The organism is Aliidiomarina sedimenti, from assembly GCF_003986955.1.
Lineage (GTDB): Bacteria > Pseudomonadota > Gammaproteobacteria > Enterobacterales > Alteromonadaceae > Aliidiomarina > Aliidiomarina sedimenti.
In genome coordinates, this window is the sequence record NZ_PIPN01000004.1 from 204,859 (window position 1) to 231,031 (window position 26,173).

The following is a 26,173-nucleotide window of genomic DNA, read 5'->3' on the forward strand; positions in this document are numbered from 1 at the left end:
TCGGTCTGCCTTACGCGTTATCACGCATCATTGAGCTGAAACTTAGAAATACTACTTTGCAGTGAACGCGCCAGTTGTTCAAGACCAGCCGATGCTTCACTCACATCACGGGCGCCGCGCGAGGACTCAGAGGCAGTGTCCGTGATACGGCGGAAGTTCTGGTTGATCTCGTCCGCGACAGCACTTTGCTCTTCTGCTGCGGTGGCAATTTGTGCGTTCATGTCATTGAGTCGGGTTACTGACTGATTAATGGTCGCCAGCGACTCGCCGGCGCGACGTGCCTGTTCAACACTGGTTGCAGCCTGTTCGTTGCCGCGTTGCATCACATCAACGGCTTGTGCAGCACCGGCCTGAACTCGTTCAATAATGGTATTAATCTGCGCGGTCGAGTCCTGAGTCCGGGTTGCCAGGTTGCGCACTTCATCAGCCACCACGGCAAAACCACGACCATGCTCGCCAGCTCGTGCTGCTTCAATAGCGGCATTCAGCGCCAGCAGGTTGGTTTGCTCAGCAATCGCCTGAATCACTTCCAGCACGGTACCGATTTCGCGGGTTTCATCCTGCAGGCGACCAATCACGTCGGCCGCTTCAGCGACTTCATTGGCAAGGCTGTTAATCGCCTGCTGATTGGCGCTCACTTCACGTTCTCCGGCGCGGAACTCTTCCTGCGCAGACTCTGCTACATCGGCGGCCTGAACGGTGTGGCTGGCCACTTCCTGGACTGTCATCGACATTTGCTCAATGGCGCTGGCGCCCTGAGTGGTTTCGTCTTGTTGCTTATCAATTAAGGCTTCGTTTTGCTGGGCGGTACGGGCCAGTTGTACCGAGGCCGCCGCTACGTCGGAAGACGCCTGCATGGTTTCGCTAATCATTGAGCGCAGATCTTTAGCCAGGGTGCCAACCGCCGCCATAATACTGCGCGGATGTTTGGTTTTAACACTCACCCCGAGATCACCACGGGAAATACGTCCAATCAGGTTCAGTGCATCCTCGGGTTCACCGCCGATGGTTTTAACCATACGCTGCACTGTGGTGTAGGCAATAATGGCACCGGCGATCAAGGCAATCACGGTAATTGTTAGCATCGCCGCGGCAAAGCCGGTGGTATCTTCAACAACCCCGTCCACCTGGCTGGATATACTGGCCTCCTGATAATCAATCAGTGCATTCACCGCGGCCAGCCATTCGGTATATGCCGGCGAAACGGTGGTTAGCAAGTAAGCTCTGGCTTCATCGTAACGACTCTCGTTAATGAACTGCTGAGTGCGCTCGGTGGCAGTCAGTGTACGTTCTTCAATCTGGTTAATGCGTTGCAACAGGCGTCGCTCTTCCGCGGACGGTGTGCCGTTGGCATACAGCTGGTCCAGCTCCTCCGCCGCGTTCTGATAGAAAGCTTTTAGCGTTTCAATTTCGGCATAGAATTCACTGGCCGCATCGCGATCACGAACCAGCACCGCATCGCGAATGGAGATGGCCCGGTCATGTACACTGCCGCGGAAGTTAATAGCCTGACGTTGTTCAACGCTATCCTGTTGATTAACGTTGCTAAGCACGCGGTCAATCTGGACAACCTGATAAACGCCGTAGACGGTTAGTCCGAGCATCAGAACGAGAATAAGGCCGAAGCCGAAGTAAAGACGTGTTGCTATACGCATGATAGGCACCCTGATTTAATACTGTAAGATAATACTTTTTGATTTATTGATTCTTTTTACGCTTTAAAAGCGATAAAGGTTCACTTAAATAGAATATTTTTCGCGCCTACAATTCCCCGGTATTTGCGATATACTCAGCAGGCATACACACAACCTGGGTAGTACTATGAAGCAATCAGCTTTCGCCAAATTCTGGCTTCTCGCCGTCGCCTTTTTCGTCCTTTCCGCATGCTCTGACGTGAGCAGCGAGCCAACCTTGGATTTAAGCAACGAGAGTGCATTTGAAGCTTCAGTGGAGGAAGTCATGCAATCTCTGGATGAACAATCTCAGACTGAATTTTCAGACGCGCTGAGTTTGATCATGTTCGATGAATTGATGGCAGGTACCTCAGCCGGGATGCCCGAGGAAGAAATTGAGCAGGCAATCTATCAGCGCCTGCACGGTAAGACCGGCGAGCAGGTTATCCAGGATATGGAAGAAAACCTCTAGGTCTGCTGCTTAACCGATTTTAAAAGGCCGCATATGCGGCCTTTTTCTATTCATCCTGCGACCAACGCAATGCCTACTTAACCGACTGACAGTGCGTCAATGTCTTTGCTGGCTGCCTGAATGGATTCCTGACGCTGACTGTCGCTGATGTTGACACCTTCGGCGCGAATAATAATGACGTCGGTGATACCAATAAAACCCAGTACCGTTTTCAGGTAGCTTTCCTGATGGTCGAGAGCACTGGCTTCGCCTTCCGAGTAAAAACCACCGCGGGCAGAGGCAATGTAGGCACGTTTGCCGGTTAACAAACCTTCCGGACCATTCTCGGTATAACGGAATGTGCGGCCTGCCTGTGCGATACGGTCGACCCAGGCTTTCAACTGACTTGGAATCGTGAAGTTGTACATCGGTGCGCCAATGACCAGCACGTCTGCAGCAAAAATCTCATCCAGTAGGGCTTCAGTCACTTTCAGCTCTTCAGCCTGACGTGGGCTGCGGTCCTGCTGATCGGTACTTGCTGCCATGATAATTTCAGCATCCAGATGGCTGACCGGTTCGCTGGCAAGATCACGGGTTTTAATTTCGGCGTTACTGTTTTCCACCTGCAAGCGCTGCACAACTTTACCGCTTAACTGGGTTGAAACTGAATTATCACCGAACAGACCTGCATTAATATGTAAAACCTTCATGGCGTACCTCATTCATTAGAGTAGAGAATTTTGATGGTTGAATCTTAACACGTCCCAAATAACTAACTAGACACCTAATTTAAAACTTACTGTTCCATATATGGCTCCAATTGGTTAGTATGCGAACAAAGAAGGCTGGACTGGGGGGGAGATGCAGGATTTAACAAATTTGGCGTTGTTTGCGCACGTGGCTGAGCATGGCAGCTTCAGTCAGGCAGCCCGCGCTTTAGGCATGCCCAAGAGTACCCTGAGCCGCCGCATCAGCGATCTGGAAGAAGCACAGGGCGTGCGCTTACTGAATCGGACCACGCGCAGGCTCAGCCTGACCGATGTCGGCCGCGAGTTTTTGGTCCATTGTCAGACTCTGGTGCAGGCCGCGGAAGCGGCTGAACAGGTGACCCAGTTTGTCCAGGAGAAGCCACGCGGACGGGTGCGAATAAGCTCACCGCACGCCTTAAGTCAGAGTTTGCTGATTAAAATTCTGCCCGCCTTTATGCAGCGTTACCCGGATGTGCAACTGGATTTGATGGTCTCCAATTCCCCGGTTAATCTGGTCAGCGAACAAATAGACGTTGCCTTGCGGGTGCGTTCAACCATTGAAGACTCGTCGCTGATAGCGCGTCCTCTGGCACCGTCCCCCCCCGCTTTATTTGCTCACCCTGAGTTTATTCGTGAGCGTGGCGAACCGAAGCACCCTACCGATTTGGTGAACTGGCCCTCGTTGTCGATGCACTACACCCACGGCCGATATCAGTACGATTTCACCTCGTGTCAGGGCGAGTCAATTTCGCTGACCTATCAGCCGCGCCTGATTACTGATGATCTATGGGTGTTGCGCGAGGCCGCCAGTGAGAAACAGGGTATGGTGATGCTGCCGGTTTACCTGTGCCGTGAATACGTCGAGAAGGGCTTGCTGGCACCCGTGTTGCCGACATGGCGGCTGCCTGTTGGTAACATGCATCTGGTTTACCAGCATCGCCGGGGGTTGTTGCCTGCGGTACGGGTATTAATTGATTTTCTGCTCGAAGAGATGCCGAAAGCGGCCCGCGATGCAGGTATTGGTGAGCTTTCCGATGCCTGGGGTGAACAAAACTGATATTCTTAAAAGCAAGGCGATAGATAGCAAGAGGAGCCAGCCTAGTATGCCAAGTTTTGATATTGTGTCTGAGATTGATCAGGTCGAACTGAAAAACGCGGTCGACAATGCCGCCCGTGAACTTACCACGCGTTTTGATTTCCGTGGGGTGCAAGCCAGTATTGAATTAAAAGAACTGACTGTCACCTTGTCCACTGAGTCAGACTTCCAGCTCAACCAGCTGCTCGAGATACTGCGCAACAATTGCACCCGCCGCGGTATTTCCATGGCCGGCGTCGAAATGGAAGACGAGCCGGTGCATAGTGGTAAAAACTTTAGTTACCATGTGAATTTCAAGCAGGGTATTGAACAGCCGGTGGCAAAACAAATCATTAAGAAACTGAAAGACGCCAAAATTAAGGTTCAGGCGTCGATTCAGGGCGAAAAAGTGCGGGTCAACGGCAAAAAGCGCGATGACCTGCAAGAGGCCATCGCGCTTTTGAAAAACAGCGATATCGAATTACCGCTGCAGTACGAGAATTTCCGCGACTAACAACAGCAACAGTTCCGCTGTACAGCGCTTCACGTCAGTTCAGGTTGCTGGCGTGGAAGCGCAGATGCTCTTCAATGAAGGTCGCGATAAAGTAATAGCTGTGGTCGTAGCCTTGCTGATAACGGATCTGGGCACCACTGCCGCTAAGCTGGTTGGCTTTAATCAGTGCCTCGGTATCGAGTTGCTGCTCAAGAAAATTATCGGCAGTACCCTGATCGACCATGATTGGCGGTGCAGACGAGCGTTCCTGCAATAGCAGAGCCGCGTCGTATTGGCGCCAACTGGCTTTATCCTCACCTAAGTAATTACCAAATGCCTTTTGCCCCCACGGACAGCTGGTCGGGTGGCAAATCGGTGAAAATGCCGAAATCGAACTGAACTTGGATTCCCGTAAACCAATCACCAGGGCTCCGTGGCCGCCCATCGAGTGGCCGGAGATCGCGCGTTGCTGGTTCAACGGTAAGTTGGCTTCAACCAATGCTGGTAACTCATCGACGATGTAGTCATACATCTGGTAGTGGGCTTTCCATGGTGCTTCGGTTGCATTGACATAGAAGCCGGCGCCAAGGCCCAGATCATACGCCCCGTTCGGGTCGTCGGCGACGCCTTCACCCCGTGGACTGGTGTCTGCAATAACCAGCGCCAGGCCCAGCTCAGCGGCTACGCGCTGAGCACCTGCTTTACTGGAAAAGTTTTCATCATTGCAGGTCAAACCGGATAGCCAGTATACCGCTGGCACTGCGCGATGCTCCGCCTGCGGCGGCAGATAGACCGAAAACTGCATCTCACAGTTGAGTACCTGCGACTGGTGTTTGAAGCGGATCTGCTGACCGCCAAAGGCCAGCTGACTGCTTACTTTTTCAATAGCCTGATTCATTCTTCAACCCCTCTTTGGTAACCGCTTAACGGGACTGATCAAAGTGAATAACGGAGCGAATTGATTTGCCTTCGTGCATCAAATCAAAGGCTTCATTGATATCTTCAAGGCCCATAGTATGGGTAATAAAGGTACTCAGTTTAAACTCGCCCGCCAGATAACGCTGTACATAGTCAGGCAGCTCGCTACGCCCTTTGACGCCACCGAAGGCACTGCCACGCCATACGCGGCCGGTAACCAACTGGAATGGACGGGTTGAAATTTCTTCGCCAGCTCCGGCAACGCCAATAATGACGGACTCGCCCCAGCCTTTGTGGCAGCTTTCCAGCGCTGAACGCATGACTTTAACATTGCCAATGCACTCAAAGGAGTAGTCTACGCCGCCGTCGGTTAGCTCGACAATAACCTCCTGGATGGGTTTGTCATAGTCATTCGGGTTGATGAAATCAGTCGCACCAAGCTGGCGTGCAATGGTTTCTTTGTCATTGTTGACATCGATCGCGATAATCCGTGAGGCTTTTGCCTGTACCGCACCGATAATGACGGACAGACCGATACCACCGAGACCAAACACCGCGACGGTATCGCCGGGCTGAACTTTCGCCGTGTTGTGGACCGCGCCCATACCTGTGGTTACACCACAACCGAGCAGGCAAATTTCTTCTAGTGGAGCGTCTTTACTGACTTTGGCTAAGGCAATTTCAGGCACTACGGTATGTTCGGCAAAGGTGCTGGTACCCATGTAGTGGTAAATGGGCTGACCGTCTTTGGAGAAACGGGTGGTGCCGTCCGGCATCAGGCCTTTGCCCTGGGTGCTACGAATGGCCTGACATAAGTTAGTTTTACCTGACTTACAGAATTTACATTCACCGCATTCGGGTGTGTACAGCGGGATGACGTGGTCGCCAACCTCTACAGAAGTCACGCCTTCGCCAATGGCTTCAACAATACCGCCACCTTCGTGGCCAAGAATGGATGGGAAAATGCCTTCAGGATCCGCGCCGGAGAGGGTGTAAGCGTCAGTGTGGCAGACACCACTGGCCACAATACGCACCAGCACTTCGCCTTTTTTTGGCGGCTGTAAATCCACTTCTTCAATTTTTAATGGTTCGCCAGGGCCCCAGGCCACGGCTGCGCGGGTTTTAATGGTATCCATGCTAACTCCCTACAAAACAGCGAATATCAGAGCAAACAGATTGCTCGAAACGGTACTAAGTTTAGCCCATTGTAGTTATTTACCTTAAGTTAAGTAATCCTGCTAAAATGCAATTTACTTTTACTAAAAGCGTAATAATGAGGCGCTATGCGCGAATGGCAGGGTATCAGTGAGTTTGTTGCGGTGGCCGAGCAGGGCAGCTTTACTGCCGCCGCCAGGCAGCTTGATTTGTCGGTAGCTCAGGTTAGCCGCGCGGTAAGCGAGCTGGAGCGCCGGCGAGCGGTTAAGTTGTTTTACCGCTCGACCCGCAAAGTCAGCCTGACCGAAGAGGGGCATCTGTATTTACAGCATTGCCAGCACCTGGTGCAGGGGCTCGACGAAGCCAACCGTGCGATGGGTAATCTGCAGGCGCGCCCACAAGGTTTACTGCGTATTACTGCGCCGGTTTATTTTGGTGAAACCCGGATTGCACCGCTACTGAATCGTTTTTTACTGGATTACCCGGAAGTTGAACTCGAGCTGCATCTGACCAATCGCAAAGAAGATCTGATCCATGGTCGCTATGACCTTGCTATCCGACTCGGCAACCTTGAGGACTCCAGCTTAATTGCCCAGCGCCTGGGCCAGCGTACCCACTATATTGTCGGTGCGCCGGACTATTTTAATCGCGTCGGCAAACCGCAGCATCCCGACGATCTTAAGCAGCATCAGTTGCTTGCGGGGACGGTTGAGAACTGGCGGCTGCAATTGGCGGGTAAACGCGTGCTGGTCAAGCCCGGCCGTCGGCTGCATTGCAATAGTGGTCTGGCGCTGCTTAACGCCGCTGAACAGGGGCTCGGTCTGGCCCAACTGCCTGACTATTATGTCAGTGAGGCGCTAGCTCAGGGCACTCTGCAATCCGCGCTGGATGACTATCGCCAGGACGACGACGGGATCTGGGCGCTGTATCCGCAAAATCGCCACCTGTCAGCTAAGGTCCGGGCGGTGGTGCAGCATTTACGCAGCCAGCTGAATGAGTGTTCGAAAAATTGACTTGATAGTAATTCACTTGATAGTAAATAAAGGGCTATGTTAGGTAAGGTTATCGACTGGTTTGTCGATACCTGCTAGTAGCAATACCTACTAGCAGGTAGCACCTCAGCAATTAAGGATATGCCCCACATGCGCAACAACCTCCCCGTCACTGGCCGCGAGTTTAAATTTGACCCCTCCGCACGTCTTATCTCATCGACAGACTTAAAAGGCCGGATCCGTTTCTTTAATAAAGACTTCCAGCAGGTTAGTGGCTTTAGCAAGGACGAGCTGATGGGCGCGCCGCATAATCTGGTCCGTCATCCGGACATGCCGCCTGGTGTGTATGAAAATATGTGGAAGACCCTGCAGCGAGGCCGACCCTGGATGGGCCTGGTAAAAAACCGCCGCAAAGACGGCGACCATTACTGGGTTAGTGCCTATGTGACCCCCGTGTTTGAGGGGTCAGATATGGTTGGCTACGAATCGGTGCGGGTCAATGCCACCGAGGAGCAAAAGCAACGGGCGGAGAAAGTATATTGTCGCTTGCGGGCTGGCAAGAAGCCCTTTAGCTGGCGTCAGTATGCGCGTTACTACGCACAGGTATTCAGCCCGGTGTGGTTGCCCGGTGTCGCAGCCGCTTTGTTGGCGTGGCCGTTCGCCGGGGCTCCGATGGCGCTGACGCTACTGGCCTTAACGGCGGTGATTCTGCTTGCCCAGGGCTGGCGCAGTGAAAAGGACTATCAGGATCTGCTCAGGTTACGCCCCGAAGCCTTCACTGAAGCGCTGGTTGCTAATACCTATTCAAAAGATGGCGGTAGTAAGGCTCAGGTTGAAATGATGACCCGTAGCGAAGCGGCCCGTGCGAGCACCGGCTTGACCCGAATCGCGGATGCTTCTGAGTCGCTGGCGGAAGTCGTCAGTAGCACCAAAGAACAGGCGGCGACCAGTAGTCGCCTGACCGACAATCAGAATCAAAGCACACAGCAGGCTGCATCCGCGATTCATCAGATGTCGGCGTCCATCGAAGAAGTCGCTGACAATGTCGAAGCGAATTCGGAAAAAGCCAAATCAGCTGCAGAGTACGTTAAACAAAGTACAGACCGGGCGAAAGCTGCCATGCAGGCAATTAACGAACTGCATGACGCAGTAAAAAGTATTGTCAGTACGGTCAATGAGGTCTCGAAATCGACCCAGGAAATTGGCCAGGCGGCTGATCTAATTACTCAAATAGCGGATCAAACCAACTTACTGGCACTCAATGCCGCGATTGAAGCTGCGCGTGCTGGTGAGCACGGCCGGGGATTTAGTGTTGTGGCGGATGAAGTGCGGGCGCTTGCGGGTAAAACCCGCGAATCGACGGATCGTATTCATACCATTATCGGTACCTTACGTACTCGGGCTGACAATGCAGTGGAAGTTTCAGAGCATGGCGAGAGCTCGGCCAAACGCGGGGTTGAGATGGTTGCCGAGACGGAGCAGGCATTGCGGGAAATCGATGCGGTGGTGTCTGCGATTAGTGATACCACACTGCAGATGTCGGCGGCGGTCGAAGAGCAAAGCAATGTTGCCGAGCATATTTCGCAGCAAGTTACGGATATGGCGGATGGTGCGGAAGAAGCACGCAGTAATGCACAGGGAACCGCCGATGCCAGCGCCCAGTTGCAGGATACGGTGCATGAGTTGCGTGCGCTGATCCAGCGCTTCTTACAGAAAGGCTAGCTTTACCAAAACGTTACCACTGATCGTTTTTGCATAACTCCCAGTATCAACAATACTAGTAGGCAGGGAGGGACGCATTATGCACGCGAGCAAGCCGCAACGAGCTTTAATTATAGAAGGAGGCGCCATGCGCGGCATTTTTGCCGCCGGCGTCCTCGACGCCTTTATCGAGCAGGATTATTATCCGTTTGACTTCGTCATTGGCGTTTCGGCTGGTTCGACTACAGGCATTGCGTATCTGACAGGTGATCATGGACGGAGTTATAAAATTCTGACCGATCATGCCTGTCGTCCCGACTTTATGAGTTTCACGCGTTATGCGCGGGGCGGTCATTTGTGTGATGTCAGCTGGTTGTGGCAGCGCTCACGGCAAGAGCTGAGTCTGGACGTGGATACCTATGTCGAGCGTAATATTCCGTTGTGGGTGGTGACTACATCCGTACGCACAGGGCATCCGTTGTACCACAAAGTCGATGCGGCCAATGTGGACGAAGTCTTCCCCGCCTCCTGCGCCATGCCAGTGGTGTTTCGTGATCATCCCCCGGTGGCGGGCGAGCCGATGTCCGACGGGGGCCTGGGAGACTCTATTCCGGTCCGTTATGCATACAAGCAGGGTGCACGTGATATTACCGTTATCCGCTCGGTGCCTGAGTCGTTCCGCACCGAGCAGCTGCGCTTCCCGGGAATGCTCAAGCCACTGCTGTCCCAGCATCCACGGCTACTGGGCGCGGCCCTGCGTTGTGAGCGCAAATACCATCAGGCTCTGGCATTCATGCAGCAACCGCCGGCGGACTGCCAGGTTCATCAGTTGTACCCCCCGGAACAGTTTCCCGTCGCCCGTTTCACCCGGGATATCAGCAAACTACAAAGTGGTTATGAACAAGGGGTTAAAGCAGCTGAAGCATTTATTAGTCGGCGACGCAGTGGTAGGCTTGCGCAGGATGCACTGCAGGCAGCTAATGCATAAGTTGTATACGTGCCGCCAGAGACTAATCACCCGTCATCCAGTCACAATGAGGACCTAATGAAACCAATTTTTATATTGCACGAGAACGAAGAGTGGCTAGTCCCTTTGCGCGCTGAGTTTGCCCAGCGTGGGGTTGAAGTTCAGGAATGGTTTCTTAACGAGGACTATGTTGCGTTTGAGAAAAACCCGCAACCAGGGGTGTATTACAACCGAATGAGCGCGTCCTCGCACACCCGCGGGCATCGTTTTGCTCCCGAGTTAACACGGATGGCGCTAACCTGGCTTGAACATGCCGGTGATTCCCAGGTTCAGGTCGTGAATGGCACCCGCGCACTGTATCTGGAAACCTGTAAACTTTCGCAATATGCCGCGTTGCAGAAAGCCGGCATCCGGACACCGAAAACCCGTGCTGTGGTGGGGCGGTCCGTGATCGCAAAAGCAGCAGAAGACTTCGCTCAATGGCCAGTGATACTTAAGCCAAACCGAGGTGGGAAAGGCCTTGGGGTGATCAAATTTGATGATCTCAGTGCGCTGCAACAGTTTGTTGAAGGGCCTGATTACCATGAACCGCTGGATGGCATCTGGCTACTGCAGGCCTATATCCAAAGCGCTGCCCCCTTTATTACCCGTTGCGAGTTTGTCGGCCAACGTTTTGTGTATGCTGTTCAGGTTGATACCACCGGTGGCTTTGAACTCTGCCCGGCCGATATCTGTGCAATTGATGATGCCGCTTGTCCGGTTGGTGAATCCGCTGCAGCTCCCGCCAAGTTTGTGATTAGTGAACGTTATCACGGGCATTCTATTATTGGTCAGCTGGAAACGTTTATGCGTAATAGCGGTGTGGATATTGCTGGTATTGAGCTTATCGAAGACAAGTATGGCGACGTATACGCGTACGACGTGAATACCAACACCAACTATAATCAGGCGGCAGAAGCGGCTGCAGGTGGTCGGGTAACAGGCATGGGAGCGGTTGCAGACTACCTGATAGCCCTGGCTCGTTAGGGAGGCAGGTTAGAGAAACGGGATCTGAACACTGCTTTCAGACCACAGGCGCAGGCTCTCGATAAAACGAGGGTCGCGCTGGATATCCGGCAGTTGCTGATTTATCTCGTTGATAAGGGCCCGACCCCAGGCATTATTGGTACAACCAATGGCACCAATAACACTCTGGCCGCTGGTTTCTGCAATTTCGATAAACTCCAGCGGATCGCCGCTGGTTCGCTGGTGGTAGGCTAATAACCCCTGGTAATCAATGGTGTAGTCGACGCGGCCCGCGAGGATCATTTCCAACACGGCCGTAGTGGCATTCTCGCCGGTACGGATCACCCGATAACTGCTCTGCCCTTCATGCATATCGAGTAAGTTTTGCAGCTCCCCATAGCGGCGGCCAGCGGGGTGGCCAAGCCGATAGTCATTACTTTGCAGTAACTCTTCAAGAACCACGGGATCACCGAACAGTTGCCGCAGCCGGACAGCTGTCTCTGGCCGGGTAATAATGCCGTGGGGCTGGTAGGTATGTGTAGGGTCACTAAACCAGGTGGGTGCCGTCATGCTGTTAGCGCGATGGATCATGCAGGGGAAGCATTGATTCACATTGCGCTTGAATTGCACCCCAATTCGGGTTTGAGGCATGACGATTCGCGACATACGGCGTTCCGGTAAGGCATCCTCGACGGCTAGCATCAGACTGTCACAAATCCCTTGTCCCTGATAAGGACCTTCGACAATATGAAACGGAGGCGCTGTATTTAGCGCCCAGTGAAGACTGTAACTTTGCTGCGACTGACTCAGTTGCTGGCCGGCCTGACTAACCGAAAGCAACAGGCTTATGCCAAGCAGCAGGAATGATCCGACTTTTACCTGTTTCATAGCTTCAATGTAAAAGGCAGTTAACTAAAATGCAATAAAATAAGCCGTTTTGTTTATATCAAATGGTATTTAATTTGATATATTTTGTTGCTTTCCATGTCAATTGCGGATTGCCTGTAATGCTGGCTGCCATGTTACGCCCAGTACTGCTCCATCGTAATATTGCCCGGCTTACGGCGCAGGTGCTTTTCCAGACCCTTAGCTTTAAGCGCGGTCCGCGCATCCTGAATCATCGCCGGGTTACCGCATAGCATAATCTGGGCTTGTGAATTGAAGACGGCTTTGCAGGCGTGCTCCAGTTCACCTGAATCAATTAACGCCGGGATTCGCCCGTGCAGAATGGTCGGCTGATGTTGATGGTGCTCGCGGCTCAACACCGGTTGGTAATAAAACTGCTGCGGCTTTTCCTGCTGCAGCGCCTGCAACCAGTCCCGGTAACACAAGTCAGCCGAGCTGCGGACACCATGAACGAGACGGATTTGGCGGAAATTCTGCCACACCTGTTCACCTTTAAGGATCGACAGGTAAGGGCCGATCCCTGTGCCTGTTGCCAGTAACCATAAGGTTTCCCCTTCGGGGACGTGGTCAAGCGTAAAGAAGCCGCTGGGGTGGCTGTTAAGAAGTATCTGATTGCCGGCCTGAAGCTTAGCGAGACGCGGCGAGAGGTCGCCGTCGGGGACCACGGCGATAACGAATTCGAGTGTGTCTGTGCCCGGCGCACTGACCATCGAGTACGCTCTCGCCAGCGGCTCACCATCGCTGCCAGGCAAGCCAATACGGGCGAACTGACCCGCTTTAAAGCTAAAGTGCGGGCTGTTGATCCGCAAACTTAGTAAACCGGAGTGCCAGTGCCTGACACTCTCAACCGTGGTTTCCATCCAGGTGCTCATCAAATTCCTCAACGTTGGACGACAGCTTTTGCTGTTATTCTCATGATTGGCGTATATTAGGCCTTTACTGGCGCCGATTTACAACAGACAAAAGGTAGCAATATGCGCAGCAACGAGGCTCAGGGTAAGGAAAAAGGCGATTCTCAGCCAACGGATTTGGCAGACCAGTTGCTGCTTGACTGGGTACCCTGGCAGTTCCAGAGCCAGTACGGATTTACTTTACGCGGCCAGCACACCCGGCCGCGTGGCCTGCCGGTGGTGCACTTCATTCATGGTAATAGTTACTCCGGGCTGACCTATTTGCCGTTGCTGCAGGCGCTGTATCCTTACTTCGATATTTTCCTGCACGATGCCCAAGGCCACGGTGACAGTGATGAAGGTGGCCGTTTTGTCGGCTGGAATGAAAGTGCTGAGCTGGCGGTTGAAGTGGCAGCGCGGATAGTAAAGCCGACCTACGGGGCCGTTCCTGTGATTGGTATGGGTCACAGTTTTGGCGGTATTCTGACACTATTGATGAGCCAGCTTCAGCCGCATCTGTTTGACCGTTTGATCCTGCTCGACCCGATCCTTTTTCCACGGCGCATGCTGCTGCCGATGAGAGTGCTTAGCGGATTGCATCTTTACCAGCTCAACCCGTACGCAAAACGTGCGCGTAAGCGGCGCAGTGTATGGCCGGATGAAGCAACCGCCTACGCAGGATTGCACCAGCGCGGTATGTTTAAAGGCTGGCAGGATGATGCGTTGCGTGCCTACGTTAAACACGCCATGCATCAAGGCGCGGACGGACAATGGCAACTTAAATGCTCGCCTGACCGGGAAGCTGAAATTTTCAGTTCTTACGCGCGAGGCCTTTGGCCTTACATCAGCAAACGACTGGCGGTGCCCACGGATGTGTGGGCTGGGTTACAGACATACCCCTTTGTCCGCGGCTCGCTGCAGCGCTGGCAAAGGATGACGGATCGGGTCACCTTGCATTGGCTTGAGGGCGGTCATTGTTTTATGCAGGAAGATCCGCAGCGAACCGCCAACCAGGTGTTGGCGGCTTTAACTGCGTTGATTAAGCCGGAGCCTGTGGTGACTGAATAGCAGGCAGCTCTGGTAACGGCTCACCGATGCAGGCACACAAGGTAAATAGCAATTTTTGCTCGACCGGATTAATAGTCCCGTCCGCCTGAGCACAGGCAACCCAGGCATTGACCAGGCGTTCTTTTTCAAGCGCCTGCCATTGGTCAATACGGGTTAGTGAATCGCTTAAGTCGCTGAAATTAAGCATATCGGCGGGGTAACTGTCGAGATCGGCGGCAAACAGGTCAGCCCCCTGACGAAATGCTTTAGCACTTGCTTGATCCTCTTGGTGGCCATAGTGGGCCAGCACCGATAAGGTTAATTTGGCATCATGCTGGCGACGGCGTTTGTAGCCGCGCACGTTCAGTTCGTTGCGTGCATGTTCTCCTTTCAGATAGCGCCAGACTACCTGGTAGAGGCACCACTCGTAGAGGCTGACTTTGGCATCAACGTCAATAACCGCCTGCATGGTTTGTAAGAAGCGATCTGCACTGCGGCTGTCCATCATTTTCAATGCCGGCATGAGCAGTTCGGTCATTGGTAGTTGTTGCTCCATCGGCTGCGCTTTAATGCTGTCGATGTGGGCCACCACATCGTCGTATAGCACGTCCGAGACCCGCTCATTCAACAGCGCTAACTGCTGAGTACGGGTTGCTTCATCCTCACTGAGCAGTAACGTCAGGACCAGTGCTTTAGCATGTTCCGGATCGCGGGCATCGGCAACGACATCTTCCGGCAGGTCGAAGGCAACCGCCATCGCGGTAAGTCGTTCGACAAACGCCTGCGAGGTTGCTTTCTGATCCGATTCTTTCGCTAGTATATCCGGACGCGCTTCCGCGTTCGCCTGGTAGTTGCCGTCCCACTGTGGCATAAGCCTTTTTATGCGGTCGCCCAGTGGCGGGTGAGTGGCCATCACTGACATGAATTTACCAACAGCCTGACTGAAAAACAGGTGGCTGGCTTCATCCGCATTCGGGCTTTCCACTTTGCTACCTGAACCACGCTTTTGCGCTACGCCAATTTGTTGCAGTGCACCTGCGAGCGCCTCTGGTTCGCGGGTGAACTGAGCAGCTGACGCATCAGCCAGGTATTCGCGTTGGCGGCTTACTGCGGCTTTAATCACATTGCCAAACAGAACGCCGATCCCACCTAGTATCAGTAAGCCCAGGCCTAGCAAAGGTAACGCCGCATTTTTGCCATCGCTGCGGCGACCGCCAAGGGCGCCAAAGCGCAACAGCAGATAGCCAGCGTGAGAAATAAACAAAATACCGTTGAGGATCGCAATGATACGAATATTAAGGCGCATATCGCCATTCAGAATATGCGCAATTTCGTGCGCTATCACGCCTTGCAACTGAGCCCGGGACAGCTTTTCTGCGCAGCCCCGGGTAATCCCAATTACCGCGTCGCGGGGACTGTAACCGGCAGCGAAGGCATTGATGGCTGGCTCCTGGTCGAGCAGGTACACCGGAGGCACCGGCATATTGGCCGCGATGGCCATTTCTTCCACCACATTGAGCACTTTACGCTCAAGCGGGTCGCTGCTATCAGGGCTTAACCGGCGTCCGCCCAATTGCTCTGCGACTACTTTGCCGCCGGGCCGTAATACCATCCATTTGTATAACACCGCAAAGCCAATCGCCGATAAAGCGACGCCCGCGGAGGCAATAATGACATCCCATGCCAGATACCAGTCTGCGCCAGTCTGCGTGTAGGCGTCTGTTTCCTGGTATTGAATACCGCCCAGAAAGTAAGACACCAGCACCGCAACCAGACTGACCAGCAACACCACAGCGAGGGTAAATAAAATGCCTAAAAGTCGGGTATTGCGTCGGGCGACATCCTGATGATGAAAAAAATTCATAGCACTCATGAGTTAGCCTGTTTTAGAACGACACCTTAGGTGCTTGCTGAATTTGCTCGCTGTCTTCAAATTCCAGCAGGCTCGCATCTTCGCCATGGCCTACGATGCCAGCAATGGCAACCTGTGGAAATGACTGACGATAGGTGTTGTAGGTCATGACGGCGTCATTGTATGCCTGGCGTGAGAACGCGACCCGGTTTTCGGTACTGGTCAGTTCTTCGCTGAGTTGCTGCATGTTTTGGCTGGCTTTCAGATCCGGGTAGGCTTCCATCACCACATTCAACCGGCCTAAGGCACTGGTTAATTGTCCTTCAGCGCCACTCAGGGCGCCCATCGCGGCTTTGTCACCCGGTGCTTTAGATGCCTGTTGCAACGCAGAGGTGGCCTGATTACGAGCTTCGGTGACCGCTTCCAGTGTGCCCCGCTCATGGCTTAGGTAGCCTTTGGCCGTTTCAACCAGATTGGGGATCAGGTCGTGACGTCGTTTAAGCTGAACTTCAATTTGCGCAAATGCATTTTTGAAGCGGTTCTTTAACGAGACTAACTGGTTGTATATCCGAACAAGCCAAAATACCAGAATAACGGCAATGGCGATAAGAACCCAGGCTGCAATAGACATGACGGTACCTTTTTAAGTGAACGAAATAATACTACTGAGAAAATAGCAGTTTTATGGCATCCAGCATATCCGAATAGTGGAGTTTTTGCTGGTTTCGATGTACTTTATGTTGCAACTTTTTAGCCAGCAAAGTTGTGGACCCCCGTATGAGTAAAGTAAGTGGTAACTTATTTGTGATTGCCGCCCCCAGTGGAGCAGGTAAATCGAGCATGATCGACGCCTTGCTTAGGCGTCACCGCAAGGGGTCAATGCAGGTCTCGGTCAGTACCACCACGCGTAAACCAAGGCCTGGCGAGAAAGACGGCGAACATTACTTCTTTGTTGATGAAGAAACCTTCCTGCAGCAGGTAGACGCTGGTAATTTCTATGAGCATGCCAAAGTATTCGACCATTACTATGGCACCTCGCGGCATGTTATCGAGGATACCCTGGCCAGTGGCGTGGATGTGTTTCTGGATATCGACTGGCAGGGTGCCCGTCAGGTAAAGGCAGCATACCCCGGCGTGCACACGGTATTTATTCTGCCGCCGTCCAACGCTGAGCTTGAACGCCGCTTACGCATCCGCGGTCAGGACAGTGACGAAGTCATCGCCCGACGTATGGCCAAAGCGCAGCACGAAATGGCCCATTATGGCGAGTTCGGTTATATCATTGTGAATGAAGTGTTTGATGACTCTGTTGACCAGCTTGAGCACATTGTTTTGAGCCAGCGCCTACGCCGTTCCAAGCAGCAAATTCGCTATCGTGAAATTCTGCAGGATTTGCTTGCAGAATAGGCCTTGGCGGAATCGATTATTTTCAGTACAATAAGCGCCCTTTTTTAAGAATAACCTAACTGTGGAGTGTTGAGATGGCACGGGTTACTGTAGAAGACGCTGTAGATCGTATTGGCAACCGGTTTGATCTGGTGCTGGTCGCAGCACGCCGCGCACGTCAGATAGCTAATCAGGGCAAAGCGCCACTGGTTGAGACGCACAATGAAAAAGCCACCGTTATTGCTTTGCGTGAAATTGAAGCGGGCCTGATTGATGCAGCTCGTCTTGAAAAAGAAGAGCAGGTAGCTCGGTACGAAAGCGATGAGGCAGAAATGGCAGCGGTTGCCGCATTACGCAACCCACAAAACCAGGAATAACCTTTCCGCAGTAAGTAGTTAAAAGCGCCTGCTGGCTTCAGCGGGCGTTTTTTGTTTGTGCCCGGCTAGCGCAGGAAAGCATTGGCATTTGCAAGGATTCCTCGTATTCTGAGAAAAAGCGCAAAGATTCGCTTCTGTTGATGTAATCATCACTGTAGTACTGGCTGTAAAAAAGAGGCGTGGGCCGTGTATTTATTTGAAGGACTTAAAAATCAGGTTTCAGCATACTTGCCACCAGAGCAGGTAGACCGTATCTATGAGGCCTTTAAAGTATCTTTCGATGCGCACGGTGACCAGAAACGGCAAAGTGGGGAGCCCTACATCACCCATCCGGTGGCGGTGGCAGGGATACTCGCGGATATGCGGCTGGACCATGAAACGCTGATGGCGGCGTTGCTGCACGACGTGATTGAAGACACCCCACTGTCGAAAGAAGATCTGGCTGAGTTATTTGGCGCTACCGTGGCAGAACTGGTCGAGGGCGTGTCAAAGCTCGATAAACTCAAGTTTTCCTCGAAAGAAGAACTGCAGACCGAGAATTACCGCAAAATGATCATGGCGATGACCCAGGATATCCGGGTGATCCTGATTAAGCTTGCTGACCGCACCCACAACATGCGTACTATCAGCCATTTACGGCCTGACAAGCGGCGACGTATTGCCCGTGAAACCCTCGATATTTTTGCTCCTCTGGCGCATCGCCTGGGTATCCATAACATCAAAAACGAACTGGAAACCCTGGGTTTTAAAGCCATGTACCCAATGCGGGCACGCTTTTTAGAAAGCGAAGTGAAAAAGGCCCGCGGTAACCGCAAAGAGTTGCTTGCACGGGTACGCAAAGAAATTATTACCCGGCTCGAAGAGATCGGCATTGACGCCCGGGTTTATGGGCGCGAAAAGCATCTGCACAGTATTTACCGCAAAATGCGCAATAAAGAGCTGAATTTCGATCAGGTGATGGACATTTATGCCTTCCGGGTGGTGGTTGACTCAGTCGACACCTGCTACCGGGTGATTGGTGCCGTGCACAATTTGTACAAGCCGATTGAAACCCGGTTTAAAGATTACATTGCGATTCCCAAGTCCAATGGCTATCAGTCGTTGCACACGTCGTTGAAAGGGCCTCATGGGGTGCCGGTCGAGATCCAGGTGCGCACCGAAGAAATGGATTTGATGGCGGACCGCGGTGTTGCTGCGCACTGGTTCTATAAAAACTCCGATGAAAGTGGCACCACAGCCCAGGTCCGCGCACAAAAATGGATGCAAAGCCTGCTTGAATTGCAGCAAAGTGCGGGTAACTCCTTCGAATTTATTGAAAATGTGAAGTCGGAGCTGTTCCCTGAAGAAATCTATGTGTTTGCCCCGGATGGGCGCATTGTTGAGTTACCGCAAGGGGCGACAGCGGTCGATTTTGCCTACGCTGTGCATACCGATGTGGGTAATACCTGCATTGGGGCGCGGGTTAATCACAAGGCCTACTCGCTGAGTAAGCAATTGGAAACGGGTCAGACAGTGGAAATCCGCACTGCCCCAGGCTCGCGGCCTAATATTGCGTGGCTGAATTTTGTGGTAACCGGGAAAGCGCGGGCGAAAATTCGCCAGGTTCTGAAAAGCCAGGAAGCGGATGATGCGCGCCTGCTTGGCGAACGTCTGTTGCGAGCGGCGTTGGGCGCGGTTAATTTCGATGATATCAGCGACCAGGAGTACGAACGGGTTGCCAAAGAGATGAAGCGCGATAGTAAAGAGCTACTTATCCGTGACATTGGGCTTGGTAACTTAATGAGCGTGGCGGTAGCCCGGCGCCTGGTGGGTGACTCGGAAGGCTTGCGTGACGACACCGCCGACGACAATAGCAGTAGTCGCAGTCTTGCTATTAAAGGAGCTGACGGGCTCTTGGTGAGTTTCGCTAAATGCTGCCGGCCTATTCCAGGCGACGACATTATCGCCCACGTCAGTCCGGGCCGCGGCCTCGTGATCCACCGCCGTGAGTGTAAGAATGTGCGTGGACATGAAGAGGAACCGGGTAAGTACTTCCCGGTGCAGTGGGATAACAGACCGGATGCTCAGTTTGTCTCTGAATTGCGGGTTGAAATGGTCAACCATCAGGGCGCCCTGGCGCGGTTAACGTCTAACATTGCTAAAACGGGCTGCAATATTCACGGTTTGAAAACCGAGGAAATTGATTCCGGTATTTACTATATTGATGTTGCACTGACTATTAATGATCGTAAGCATCTGGCGGCCGTGATGCGTAGCATTCGCAAAATGCCCCATGTGCAGCGGGTCTCTCGTTTAAGGAAGTAATTCATGTCTAAAGTGATTGTTGCCACCGACAAAGCGCCGGCGGCTATTGGTACCTATTCGCAAGCAGTAAAGATTGGCACCACCGTGTATTTGTCTGGCCAGATCCCATTGGTTCCTAGCAGCATGGAATTAGTCAGTGACGATTTTCGTCAACAGGCGGTGCAGGTGTTTCAGAATCTGAGTGCGGTCTGTGAAGCCGCTGGCGGCAAGTTGCAGGATATGGTGAAGGTCCAGATTTACCTGCCTGACTTAGGTCAGTTTGCTACCGTTAACGAGGTCATGGCCGAATTTTTCGATACGCCATACCCGGCACGTGCGGCGATTGGCGTGCGCGCGCTGCCGAAAGGCGCCCAGATTGAAATCGACGGCATTATGGAAATCCCCTCCACCAACTAATTCAACAAACCAGCGCGGGGCTTGAACATTGAATCGATTTTTCCGATTCAACGTTCAAGCCCCGCGCTTGAATGTTGAATGTCAGATGGGGCTGGCGCTGGTTGCGGGTTCGCGCATGAGCGGCTTGAAAAAGGTGATATAGGCCAGTGCGACGACGGCCAGAATAAAGCAATAAAATGTATTCATGCTCACGGATAATGGTGAGATACCGAAGCTTGCACCTAACAACAGTGCTTGCGCGCCGTACGGCAACACGCCCTGAACCACGCAGGCGAAGATATCAAGAAAGCTGGCACTTTGCTTAGGCGCCAGTTGACCCTCTTCAGCGAGCTTTTTACTGACTTCCCCGGACAGTAAAATGGTGACGGTGTTATTCGCCACCGCGAGGTTGGTCAGCGCAGTAAGACCTGCTATACCATAACCAGCGGCTTTTGATGGCTTCTGGCTCAAGCGACTGGTCACTGAAACCACGGCTTTAGCGAGAAAGGCGAGGCCACCCTGCTGGCGAATAAGTGCCGAAAGACCGCCGATAAACAGCGATAACAGGAAAATCTCCTGCATACTCTCGAAACCGGCATAAATGTCCTGACTCAGCGTAACCAGCTGATAATCAATCGCCAGCATGCCAAACACAGCGGCCATGACGATACCCAGGGTCAGCACGACAAAGACGTTTAATCCCGCCACTGCCAGCGCAATAATCGCGAAGTACGGAATCGCCAGCCATAGTTTTGCCTCGGGAACCTCGAGCGGCGCTTTATCTACATCAATGAAAGACAACCAGATAATAGTCACCAGGGCAGCAGGCAAGGCAATGCGCAGGTTGGCTTTGAATTTGTCTTTCATTTCGCAGCCCTGGGTTCGGGTCGCGGCGATGGTAGTGTCAGAAATAAAGGAAAGGTTGTCGCCAAACATTGCGCCACTGACCAATACCCCAGCCATTAACGCCGGGTTTATACCAGCTGCCTGCGACAGACCAAGGGCCACTGGCGTTAAGGCGGCGAGGGTACCCATCGAGGTGCCCATGGCGGTGGAAACGACCGCCGCGATGATGAAAATACCAGGCAAAATAAACGCGGGTGGAATGATACTAAGGCCTAGTGCTACCACGGCATCCACACCGCCGGTCGCCGCTGCTACGGTCGAAAAGGCCCCCGCGAGAAGGTAGATCAGGCACATGGTAATAATGTTGTTGTGACCGACCCCTTCAATAAAGGTGGCAATCCGCTGGTTAAGGCTTTCTTTGCTTAGCGCCACAGCGAGAATAATGGCTGGAAGAATCGCCACCGGTGCCGCCAGCTGATAGAACGCCATGTCGACGCCCTGCTGATGGTAGTAAATACCGGTGCCAAGAAAAAGCGCGAGAAACACGGCGAGCGGTAACAGAGCGACCGGATTGGCGCGGACTTCAGACATAAAATACCCTTTATCAGATGTTTAGACGTCCAGAAGTGTATAATCATTTGCTTTACACAAGCAACCCAAAATTGGCAATTGGTAGTACAATACAGGCATGGTAAATAATGAATAGGTTGTTGCATGAGCCCAGATGAACTGCATTTGCAGATGCGCAATTTGCGCGATGAAGATTATCCACAGCTGAAAGGCCTGATGGACGTAGTTTACGACGATATCGGTGGAGCCTGGGAAGAGCACACTATTCGTAAACTGATGAAAGAATTTCCGGAAGGTCAGATTTGCCTTGAAGACGGCGGTAAAATTGTCGGCGTCGCGCTGACGGTCAAGGTGACCTACGACCGTTTTAGCAATCCGCACCGGTATGACGACCTGCTGGGTAAAAAAGAAACCATTCTTAATGAAAAAGATGGTGATGCGCTGTATGGACTGGATGTGCTGATCCATCCTGACTATCGTGGTTACCGATTGGGTCGGCGCCTGTACGATGCTCGCAAAGAACTCTGTATGCAGCACAACCTGAAAGCTATCCTGGCCGGTGGGCGGATTGTTAATTATCACAAATACGCCAACGAACTCACAGCCAGCCAGTATCTGGAGAAGGTACATCGTCGTGAAATCTACGACCCGATCCTGACCTTCCAGTTGGCCAATGACTTCAGCGTCAAGCGGCTGTTAGGTAAGTATCTGCCTGAAGACAAAAAGTCGAAAGGCTACGCGACTCTGCTGGAATGGAATAATTTTCTTTACGAGCCGTCTGAGACCTTTATCACGGCACGTTCGCGTAATGTCCGGGTAGGCGCAGTGCAATGGCAGATGCGCTCGGTAGAGTCGGTTGAGCAAATGCTGCAGCAGGTTGAGTACTTCGTTGATGCATTGTCCAGCTATAAGAGTGACTTTGCCCTCTTCCCTGAGTTCTTCAATGCGCCTTTGATGGGCCTTACCGACCAGAGTCAGCAGATGGAAGCGATCCGCTTTCTGGCTGGCTACACCGACCTTTTCAAACGCGAAATGTCGCAGATGGCGGTAAGTTACAACATCAACATTATTACCGGCTCGATGCCACTGCAGGAAGGTGATTCGCTCTACAATGTGTCATATCTGTGTCGCCGTGATGGTTCGGTGGATGAACAGCGTAAATTGCATATAACCCCGCATGAGAAGAGCGACTGGGTCATTGAGGGCGGTGATAAGGTGCAGGTTTTTCAGACCGATGCAGGCCGTGTCGGTATACTCATTTGTTACGACGTGGAGTTTCCTGAACTGGGACGTTTGATGGCGGACGAAGGGCTGGAAATTCTGTTTGTACCTTTCTGGACCGATACCCGCAATGCGTATTTGCGGGTGCGCCATTGCGCTCAGGCCCGGGCGGTCGAAAATGAATGTTATGTGGTTATCTGCGGCTCAGTCGGCAACCTGCCGCAAGTCGAGAGCCTCGACGTGCAGTACGCTCAGTCCAGCGTATTTTCGCCGTCAGACTTTGCCTTTCCACATGATGCCGTGATGTCAGAAACCACGCCCAATACCGAGATGCTGATGTTCTCAGACTTAAACCTGGACGAGCTGCGCTACCTGCATCATGAAGGGTCAGTGACCAATCTTAAAGACCGCCGCACTGACCTTTATGATGTCAGTCGCAAGTTTAATTTCTGAACCACTAATGGCTGTGGTGGCCGCGTAAGCGGGCGCCACATACCCATGCTCCGGCAAGGGAGAAATACAGACCGACCAGGGCCGGGTCAGTCAGGTTCTGTGGCGTTCGGCTTACGTCATAGACAAGTGGCACCGCCCAGGCTAAAAGGCCACCAGCAACGAGCAGCAGCACGCTCAACTGCCAGCGAGGGCGGTTCATTAATGTTCCCAATCCTTCGACCAGTAAAATGAGGGCGATGGAAACCGGAAGCCAAAGAATATCCAGCCACAACGAAACATTTTGAAAAACCGCAATGAACCCACTGAATTGCGCCTGCCAGTAAACGGGTTCACTGAACAAGGCAAAAATTCTTGAGTCGGCAATTAATGCTTCCACCCGCGCCAGATCGGCATTACCGATATTGACCGCGATGGTGTTAACAACGCCATGGTAGAACATTGCGAACAAAATTGAGATACAGAACATGAAAACGTTCAGTTTTTGCCACCGGCGGTGACGGTAAAACAAACCGCGCATAAATCACCCTTCAATAAGACTTGCTCACCATAGCGCGTTGCTTTTGCAGCCGCAACTGGCAGTCCTCTTTTTAATCAGGATATACTGAGTTATCTCAAAGTGATACGAATTTGTTAACAAACCGGAGCGAGCGTGGCAACTGAAACTTCAACCCTGGGCCAGATACCCTTGACCACCCTTAAGGGGGTGGGGCCGAAAATGGCGGTGAAGCTGGAAAAGCTGAATTTGCATTCGGTGTTGGATGCGCTGTTTCATTTGCCCAATCGCTATCAGGACCGTACCCGAATTACCCCGGTCGCCGGTGTACGGACGGGAGAATTTGCCACCTTGCTGGCCAATGTGGTCGATACCCGGGTTCACTACGGACGGCGGCGAGCCTTGTTGTGCCGGGTTTCCGACGGCAGTGGTAATCTGACCTTACGTTTTTTCCAGTTCAGTGCAGCGCAACAAAAGGCCCTGCAGACGGGCATGCAGTTGCACATTTATGGCGAGGTTCGGCCCGGGCCAACAGGACCCGAGATCATTCATCCGGAATATAAAGCGATTGCGGATGGCCCGGTTGAGTTAGCAGAAACGCTGACTCCGATTTATCCGACTACAGAAGGGGTGTATCAGCAAACCATTCGCTCGATTTGCGAGCAGGCGCTTAGCTACCTCAATGACAGTTCAGTGCCGGAGCTGCTGCCTAAGTCCTTAGCCGCGAATGAAATGCCGCTGCATGATGCCATTCGGGTGTTGCACAACCCGCCGACGGATGCTGACCAGCAGGCGCTGCTCGAAGGCGTACACCCTGCCCAGCGGCGGCTGGCGATGGAAGAATTATTAGCCCACCACGTCAGCATGCTGATTGCACGGGCGCAGGCGCAGAAGGTGCGCTCGGTCCCGATTAAGCCGACGACACAGTTACGAGATGCCTTTCTGCAACGGCTTCCCTTTAATCCGACGGCTGCACAGCAGCGCGTTGCCGCTGAAATCAGTGTGGATATGGCGCTCGCCTTCCCCATGATGCGGTTGGTTCAGGGCGATGTCGGCTCGGGTAAAACACTGGTTGCGGCGTTGGCTGCGTTGCCAGTGATTGAAGCGGGTTATCAGGTTGCTCTGATGGCGCCCACCGAGATCCTGGCTGAGCAACACGCGGTGAATTTCCGCCTCTGGTTTGAAGCGCTGGGGATCGAGGTCGGCTGGTTAGCGGGCAAGAGCAAAGGCAAAGCGCGGCAAGCCACTCTGGATGCGTTAGCCAGCGGCAAGATCCAGTTTATCGTTGGCACGCATGCGCTGTTTCAGGCGACGGTGGATTTTCATAATCTGGCGTTGGTGATTATTGATGAGCAGCATCGTTTTGGTGTGCATCAACGACTGGCGTTGCGCGAAAAAGGCGAAAGCCAGGGGACTCATCCGCATCAGTTAGTGATGACAGCGACCCCGATTCCGCGAACCCTGGCGATGACAGCCTACGCAGATTTGGCGACCTCGGTCATTGATGAATTACCACCGGGGCGTACTCCGATTACCACGGTTGCGATTCCCGACACCCGACGCGAGCAGATTATTGAGCGGGTGTATACCGCCTGTCGTGAAGAAGGACGACAGGCATACTGGGTCTGCACCTTGATTGAAGAGTCGGAAGCCCTGCAGTGCCAGGCCGCAGAAGACACCGCAGCGCAGCTTGCGGATGCCCTGCCTGAGTTACGCATCGGCCTGGTTCACGGGCGGATGAAAGCAGCTGACAAAGAAACCGTCATGCAACACTTTAAAGCCGGTGAGCTGGATCTGTTGGTGGCCACCACTGTGATCGAAGTCGGCGTTGACGTGCCTAATGCGAGTTTAATGATTATTGAGAATCCCGAACGGTTGGGACTCGCCCAGTTGCATCAGCTGCGTGGTCGGGTTGGTCGTGGTCAGGCCGCCTCCCATTGTGTGTTGCTGTACAAAACGCCGCTCAGCCAGCAGGCCAACCAGCGCCTCGCGGTGTTGCGTGAAAGCAATGATGGTTTTGTGATTGCGGAACGTGATCTGGAGTTGCGCGGGCCGGGTGAGTTACTCGGTGCACGGCAGACTGGTTTAACCCAGATGAAAGTGGCTGATTTGGTTCGTGACCAGGCGCTGATCCCGAAAATTCAGCAACTGGCACAAGGCATGGTCGCACACTACCCTGAACTGAGTGAAAAACTGATGAAACGCTGGCTACCCAAGGGCGAACGTTACGCTCAAGTGTAGTCTTTTTGGCACTAACTGGTACACTATGGCCCT

General features: G+C 52.9%; 24 protein-coding genes. 14 read left to right on the top strand and 10 right to left on the bottom strand.

Annotated elements, in window-relative coordinates; all coding sequences use genetic code 11:
- Positions 1–20 precede the first annotated feature (20 nt).
- Positions 21–1,655 carry a methyl-accepting chemotaxis protein gene (locus CWE12_RS10005; protein ID WP_126789573.1) on the bottom strand — a complete coding sequence of 545 codons (1,635 nt, stop codon included), beginning with the start codon at positions 1,653–1,655 and terminating at the stop codon, positions 21–23.
- 166 nt (positions 1,656–1,821) lie between these two features.
- Between CWE12_RS10005 and CWE12_RS10010 the strand changes: the two genes are divergently transcribed.
- A complete protein-coding gene (locus CWE12_RS10010; protein WP_126789574.1) occupies positions 1,822–2,145 on the top strand; it encodes a DUF6694 family lipoprotein in 324 nt (107 codons plus the stop codon).
- A 77-nt stretch (positions 2,146–2,222) separates the two neighbouring features.
- Here the strand turns inward: CWE12_RS10010 and CWE12_RS10015 are convergent, their stop codons facing one another.
- Positions 2,223–2,834 (bottom strand): FMN-dependent NADH-azoreductase, encoded by a 612-nt coding sequence (locus tag CWE12_RS10015; protein ID WP_126789575.1) that lies wholly within the window; start codon positions 2,832–2,834, stop codon positions 2,223–2,225.
- Between the two features lie 151 nt (positions 2,835–2,985).
- On the opposite strand from CWE12_RS10015, the gene CWE12_RS10020 reads away from it, so the two are divergent.
- Together CWE12_RS10020 and CWE12_RS10025 are read left to right on the top strand one after the other, a co-directional pair.
- Complete coding sequence (locus tag CWE12_RS10020) at positions 2,986–3,930, top strand: LysR substrate-binding domain-containing protein (RefSeq protein ID WP_126789576.1); 945 nt, start codon at positions 2,986–2,988, stop codon at positions 3,928–3,930.
- Positions 3,931–3,976: 46 nt separating this feature from the next.
- Entirely contained in the window at positions 3,977–4,462 is a 486-nt protein-coding gene (locus tag CWE12_RS10025; protein WP_126789577.1) for a YajQ family cyclic di-GMP-binding protein, read from the top strand.
- Between the two features lie 34 nt (positions 4,463–4,496).
- On the opposite strand, the gene fghA is transcribed toward CWE12_RS10025, so the two are convergent.
- Positions 4,497–5,339 (bottom strand): S-formylglutathione hydrolase, encoded by an 843-nt coding sequence (gene fghA / locus CWE12_RS10030; protein ID WP_126789578.1) that lies wholly within the window; start codon positions 5,337–5,339, stop codon positions 4,497–4,499.
- A 25-nt stretch (positions 5,340–5,364) separates the two neighbouring features.
- Positions 5,365–6,495, bottom strand: a complete 1,131-nt coding sequence (locus CWE12_RS10035) for an S-(hydroxymethyl)glutathione dehydrogenase/class III alcohol dehydrogenase (RefSeq protein WP_126789579.1) — start codon at positions 6,493–6,495, stop codon at positions 5,365–5,367.
- Between the two features lie 147 nt (positions 6,496–6,642).
- On the opposite strand from CWE12_RS10035, the gene CWE12_RS10040 reads away from it, so the two are divergent.
- The 4 genes from CWE12_RS10040 (at position 6,643) to CWE12_RS10055 (ending at position 11,200) form a co-directional block, all read left to right on the top strand.
- Positions 6,643–7,527 carry a LysR family transcriptional regulator gene (locus CWE12_RS10040; protein WP_126789580.1) on the top strand — a complete coding sequence of 295 codons (885 nt, stop codon included), beginning with the start codon at positions 6,643–6,645 and terminating at the stop codon, positions 7,525–7,527.
- A 129-nt stretch (positions 7,528–7,656) separates the two neighbouring features.
- Positions 7,657–9,228, top strand: coding sequence for a methyl-accepting chemotaxis protein (locus tag CWE12_RS10045; protein ID WP_126789581.1), 1,572 nt, complete (start codon positions 7,657–7,659; stop codon positions 9,226–9,228).
- A 79-nt stretch (positions 9,229–9,307) separates the two neighbouring features.
- The gene (locus tag CWE12_RS10050) at positions 9,308–10,195 is read left to right on the top strand and encodes a patatin-like phospholipase family protein (RefSeq protein WP_126789582.1); all 888 of its coding nucleotides are present in this window, start codon (positions 9,308–9,310) and stop codon (positions 10,193–10,195) included.
- A gap of 57 nt (positions 10,196–10,252) precedes the next feature.
- Entirely contained in the window at positions 10,253–11,200 is a 948-nt protein-coding gene (locus tag CWE12_RS10055; protein ID WP_126789583.1) for an ATP-grasp domain-containing protein, read from the top strand.
- 9 nt (positions 11,201–11,209) lie between these two features.
- Here the strand turns inward: CWE12_RS10055 and CWE12_RS10060 are convergent, their stop codons facing one another.
- Together CWE12_RS10060 and CWE12_RS10065 are read right to left on the bottom strand one after the other, a co-directional pair.
- Complete coding sequence (locus CWE12_RS10060; RefSeq protein WP_126789584.1) at positions 11,210–12,067, bottom strand: ABC transporter substrate-binding protein; 858 nt, start codon at positions 12,065–12,067, stop codon at positions 11,210–11,212.
- 134 nt (positions 12,068–12,201) lie between these two features.
- Entirely contained in the window at positions 12,202–12,957 is a 756-nt protein-coding gene (locus CWE12_RS10065; RefSeq protein WP_126789585.1) for a ferredoxin--NADP reductase, read from the bottom strand.
- Positions 12,958–13,059: 102 nt separating this feature from the next.
- Here CWE12_RS10065 and CWE12_RS10070 point away from each other — a divergent pair, with 102 nt between their 5' ends.
- A complete protein-coding gene (locus CWE12_RS10070; RefSeq protein ID WP_126789586.1) occupies positions 13,060–14,043 on the top strand; it encodes an alpha/beta hydrolase in 984 nt (327 codons plus the stop codon).
- Here the strand turns inward: CWE12_RS10070 and CWE12_RS10075 are convergent.
- Together CWE12_RS10075 and CWE12_RS10080 are read right to left on the bottom strand one after the other, a co-directional pair.
- Positions 14,015–15,886, bottom strand: a complete 1,872-nt coding sequence (locus tag CWE12_RS10075) for a M48 family metallopeptidase (protein WP_157981961.1) — start codon at positions 15,884–15,886, stop codon at positions 14,015–14,017. The two genes, CWE12_RS10070 and CWE12_RS10075, sit on opposite strands and share 29 nt — an antisense overlap.
- Before the next feature lie 22 nt (positions 15,887–15,908).
- Complete coding sequence (locus CWE12_RS10080; RefSeq protein WP_126789588.1) at positions 15,909–16,505, bottom strand: LemA family protein; 597 nt, start codon at positions 16,503–16,505, stop codon at positions 15,909–15,911.
- Positions 16,506–16,651: 146 nt separating this feature from the next.
- Between CWE12_RS10080 and gmk the strand changes: the two genes are divergently transcribed.
- The 4 genes from gmk (at position 16,652) to CWE12_RS10100 (ending at position 20,337) form a co-directional block, all read left to right on the top strand.
- The gene (gmk, locus tag CWE12_RS10085; protein ID WP_126789589.1) at positions 16,652–17,281 is read left to right on the top strand and encodes a guanylate kinase; all 630 of its coding nucleotides are present in this window, start codon (positions 16,652–16,654) and stop codon (positions 17,279–17,281) included.
- Between the two features lie 74 nt (positions 17,282–17,355).
- Positions 17,356–17,637: a DNA-directed RNA polymerase subunit omega gene (gene rpoZ / locus CWE12_RS10090; RefSeq protein WP_126789590.1), complete on the top strand. Its 282-nt coding sequence runs from the start codon at positions 17,356–17,358 to the stop codon at positions 17,635–17,637.
- 186 nt (positions 17,638–17,823) lie between these two features.
- On the top strand, positions 17,824–19,941 hold the full coding sequence (gene spoT / locus CWE12_RS10095) for a bifunctional GTP diphosphokinase/guanosine-3',5'-bis pyrophosphate 3'-pyrophosphohydrolase (protein WP_126789591.1): 2,118 nt from the start codon (positions 17,824–17,826) through the stop codon (positions 19,939–19,941).
- Positions 19,942–19,944: 3 nt separating this feature from the next.
- The gene (locus CWE12_RS10100) at positions 19,945–20,337 is read left to right on the top strand and encodes a RidA family protein (RefSeq protein WP_126789592.1); all 393 of its coding nucleotides are present in this window, start codon (positions 19,945–19,947) and stop codon (positions 20,335–20,337) included.
- A gap of 81 nt (positions 20,338–20,418) precedes the next feature.
- Here the strand turns inward: CWE12_RS10100 and CWE12_RS10105 are convergent, their stop codons facing one another.
- Positions 20,419–21,753, bottom strand: coding sequence for a Na+/H+ antiporter NhaC family protein (locus CWE12_RS10105; protein ID WP_126789593.1), 1,335 nt, complete (start codon positions 21,751–21,753; stop codon positions 20,419–20,421).
- Between the two features lie 123 nt (positions 21,754–21,876).
- On the opposite strand from CWE12_RS10105, the gene CWE12_RS10110 reads away from it, so the two are divergent.
- Positions 21,877–23,406, top strand: coding sequence for a bifunctional GNAT family N-acetyltransferase/carbon-nitrogen hydrolase family protein (locus CWE12_RS10110; RefSeq protein WP_126789594.1), 1,530 nt, complete (start codon positions 21,877–21,879; stop codon positions 23,404–23,406).
- A 4-nt stretch (positions 23,407–23,410) separates the two neighbouring features.
- Here CWE12_RS10110 and CWE12_RS10115 read toward each other — a convergent pair whose 3' ends face one another.
- The gene (locus CWE12_RS10115) at positions 23,411–23,923 is read right to left on the bottom strand and encodes a hypothetical protein (protein ID WP_126789595.1); all 513 of its coding nucleotides are present in this window, start codon (positions 23,921–23,923) and stop codon (positions 23,411–23,413) included.
- A 132-nt stretch (positions 23,924–24,055) separates the two neighbouring features.
- Between CWE12_RS10115 and recG the strand changes: the two genes are divergently transcribed.
- A complete protein-coding gene (recG, locus tag CWE12_RS10120; protein ID WP_198675734.1) occupies positions 24,056–26,140 on the top strand; it encodes an ATP-dependent DNA helicase RecG in 2,085 nt (694 codons plus the stop codon).
- Positions 26,141–26,173: the final 33 nt, after the last annotated feature.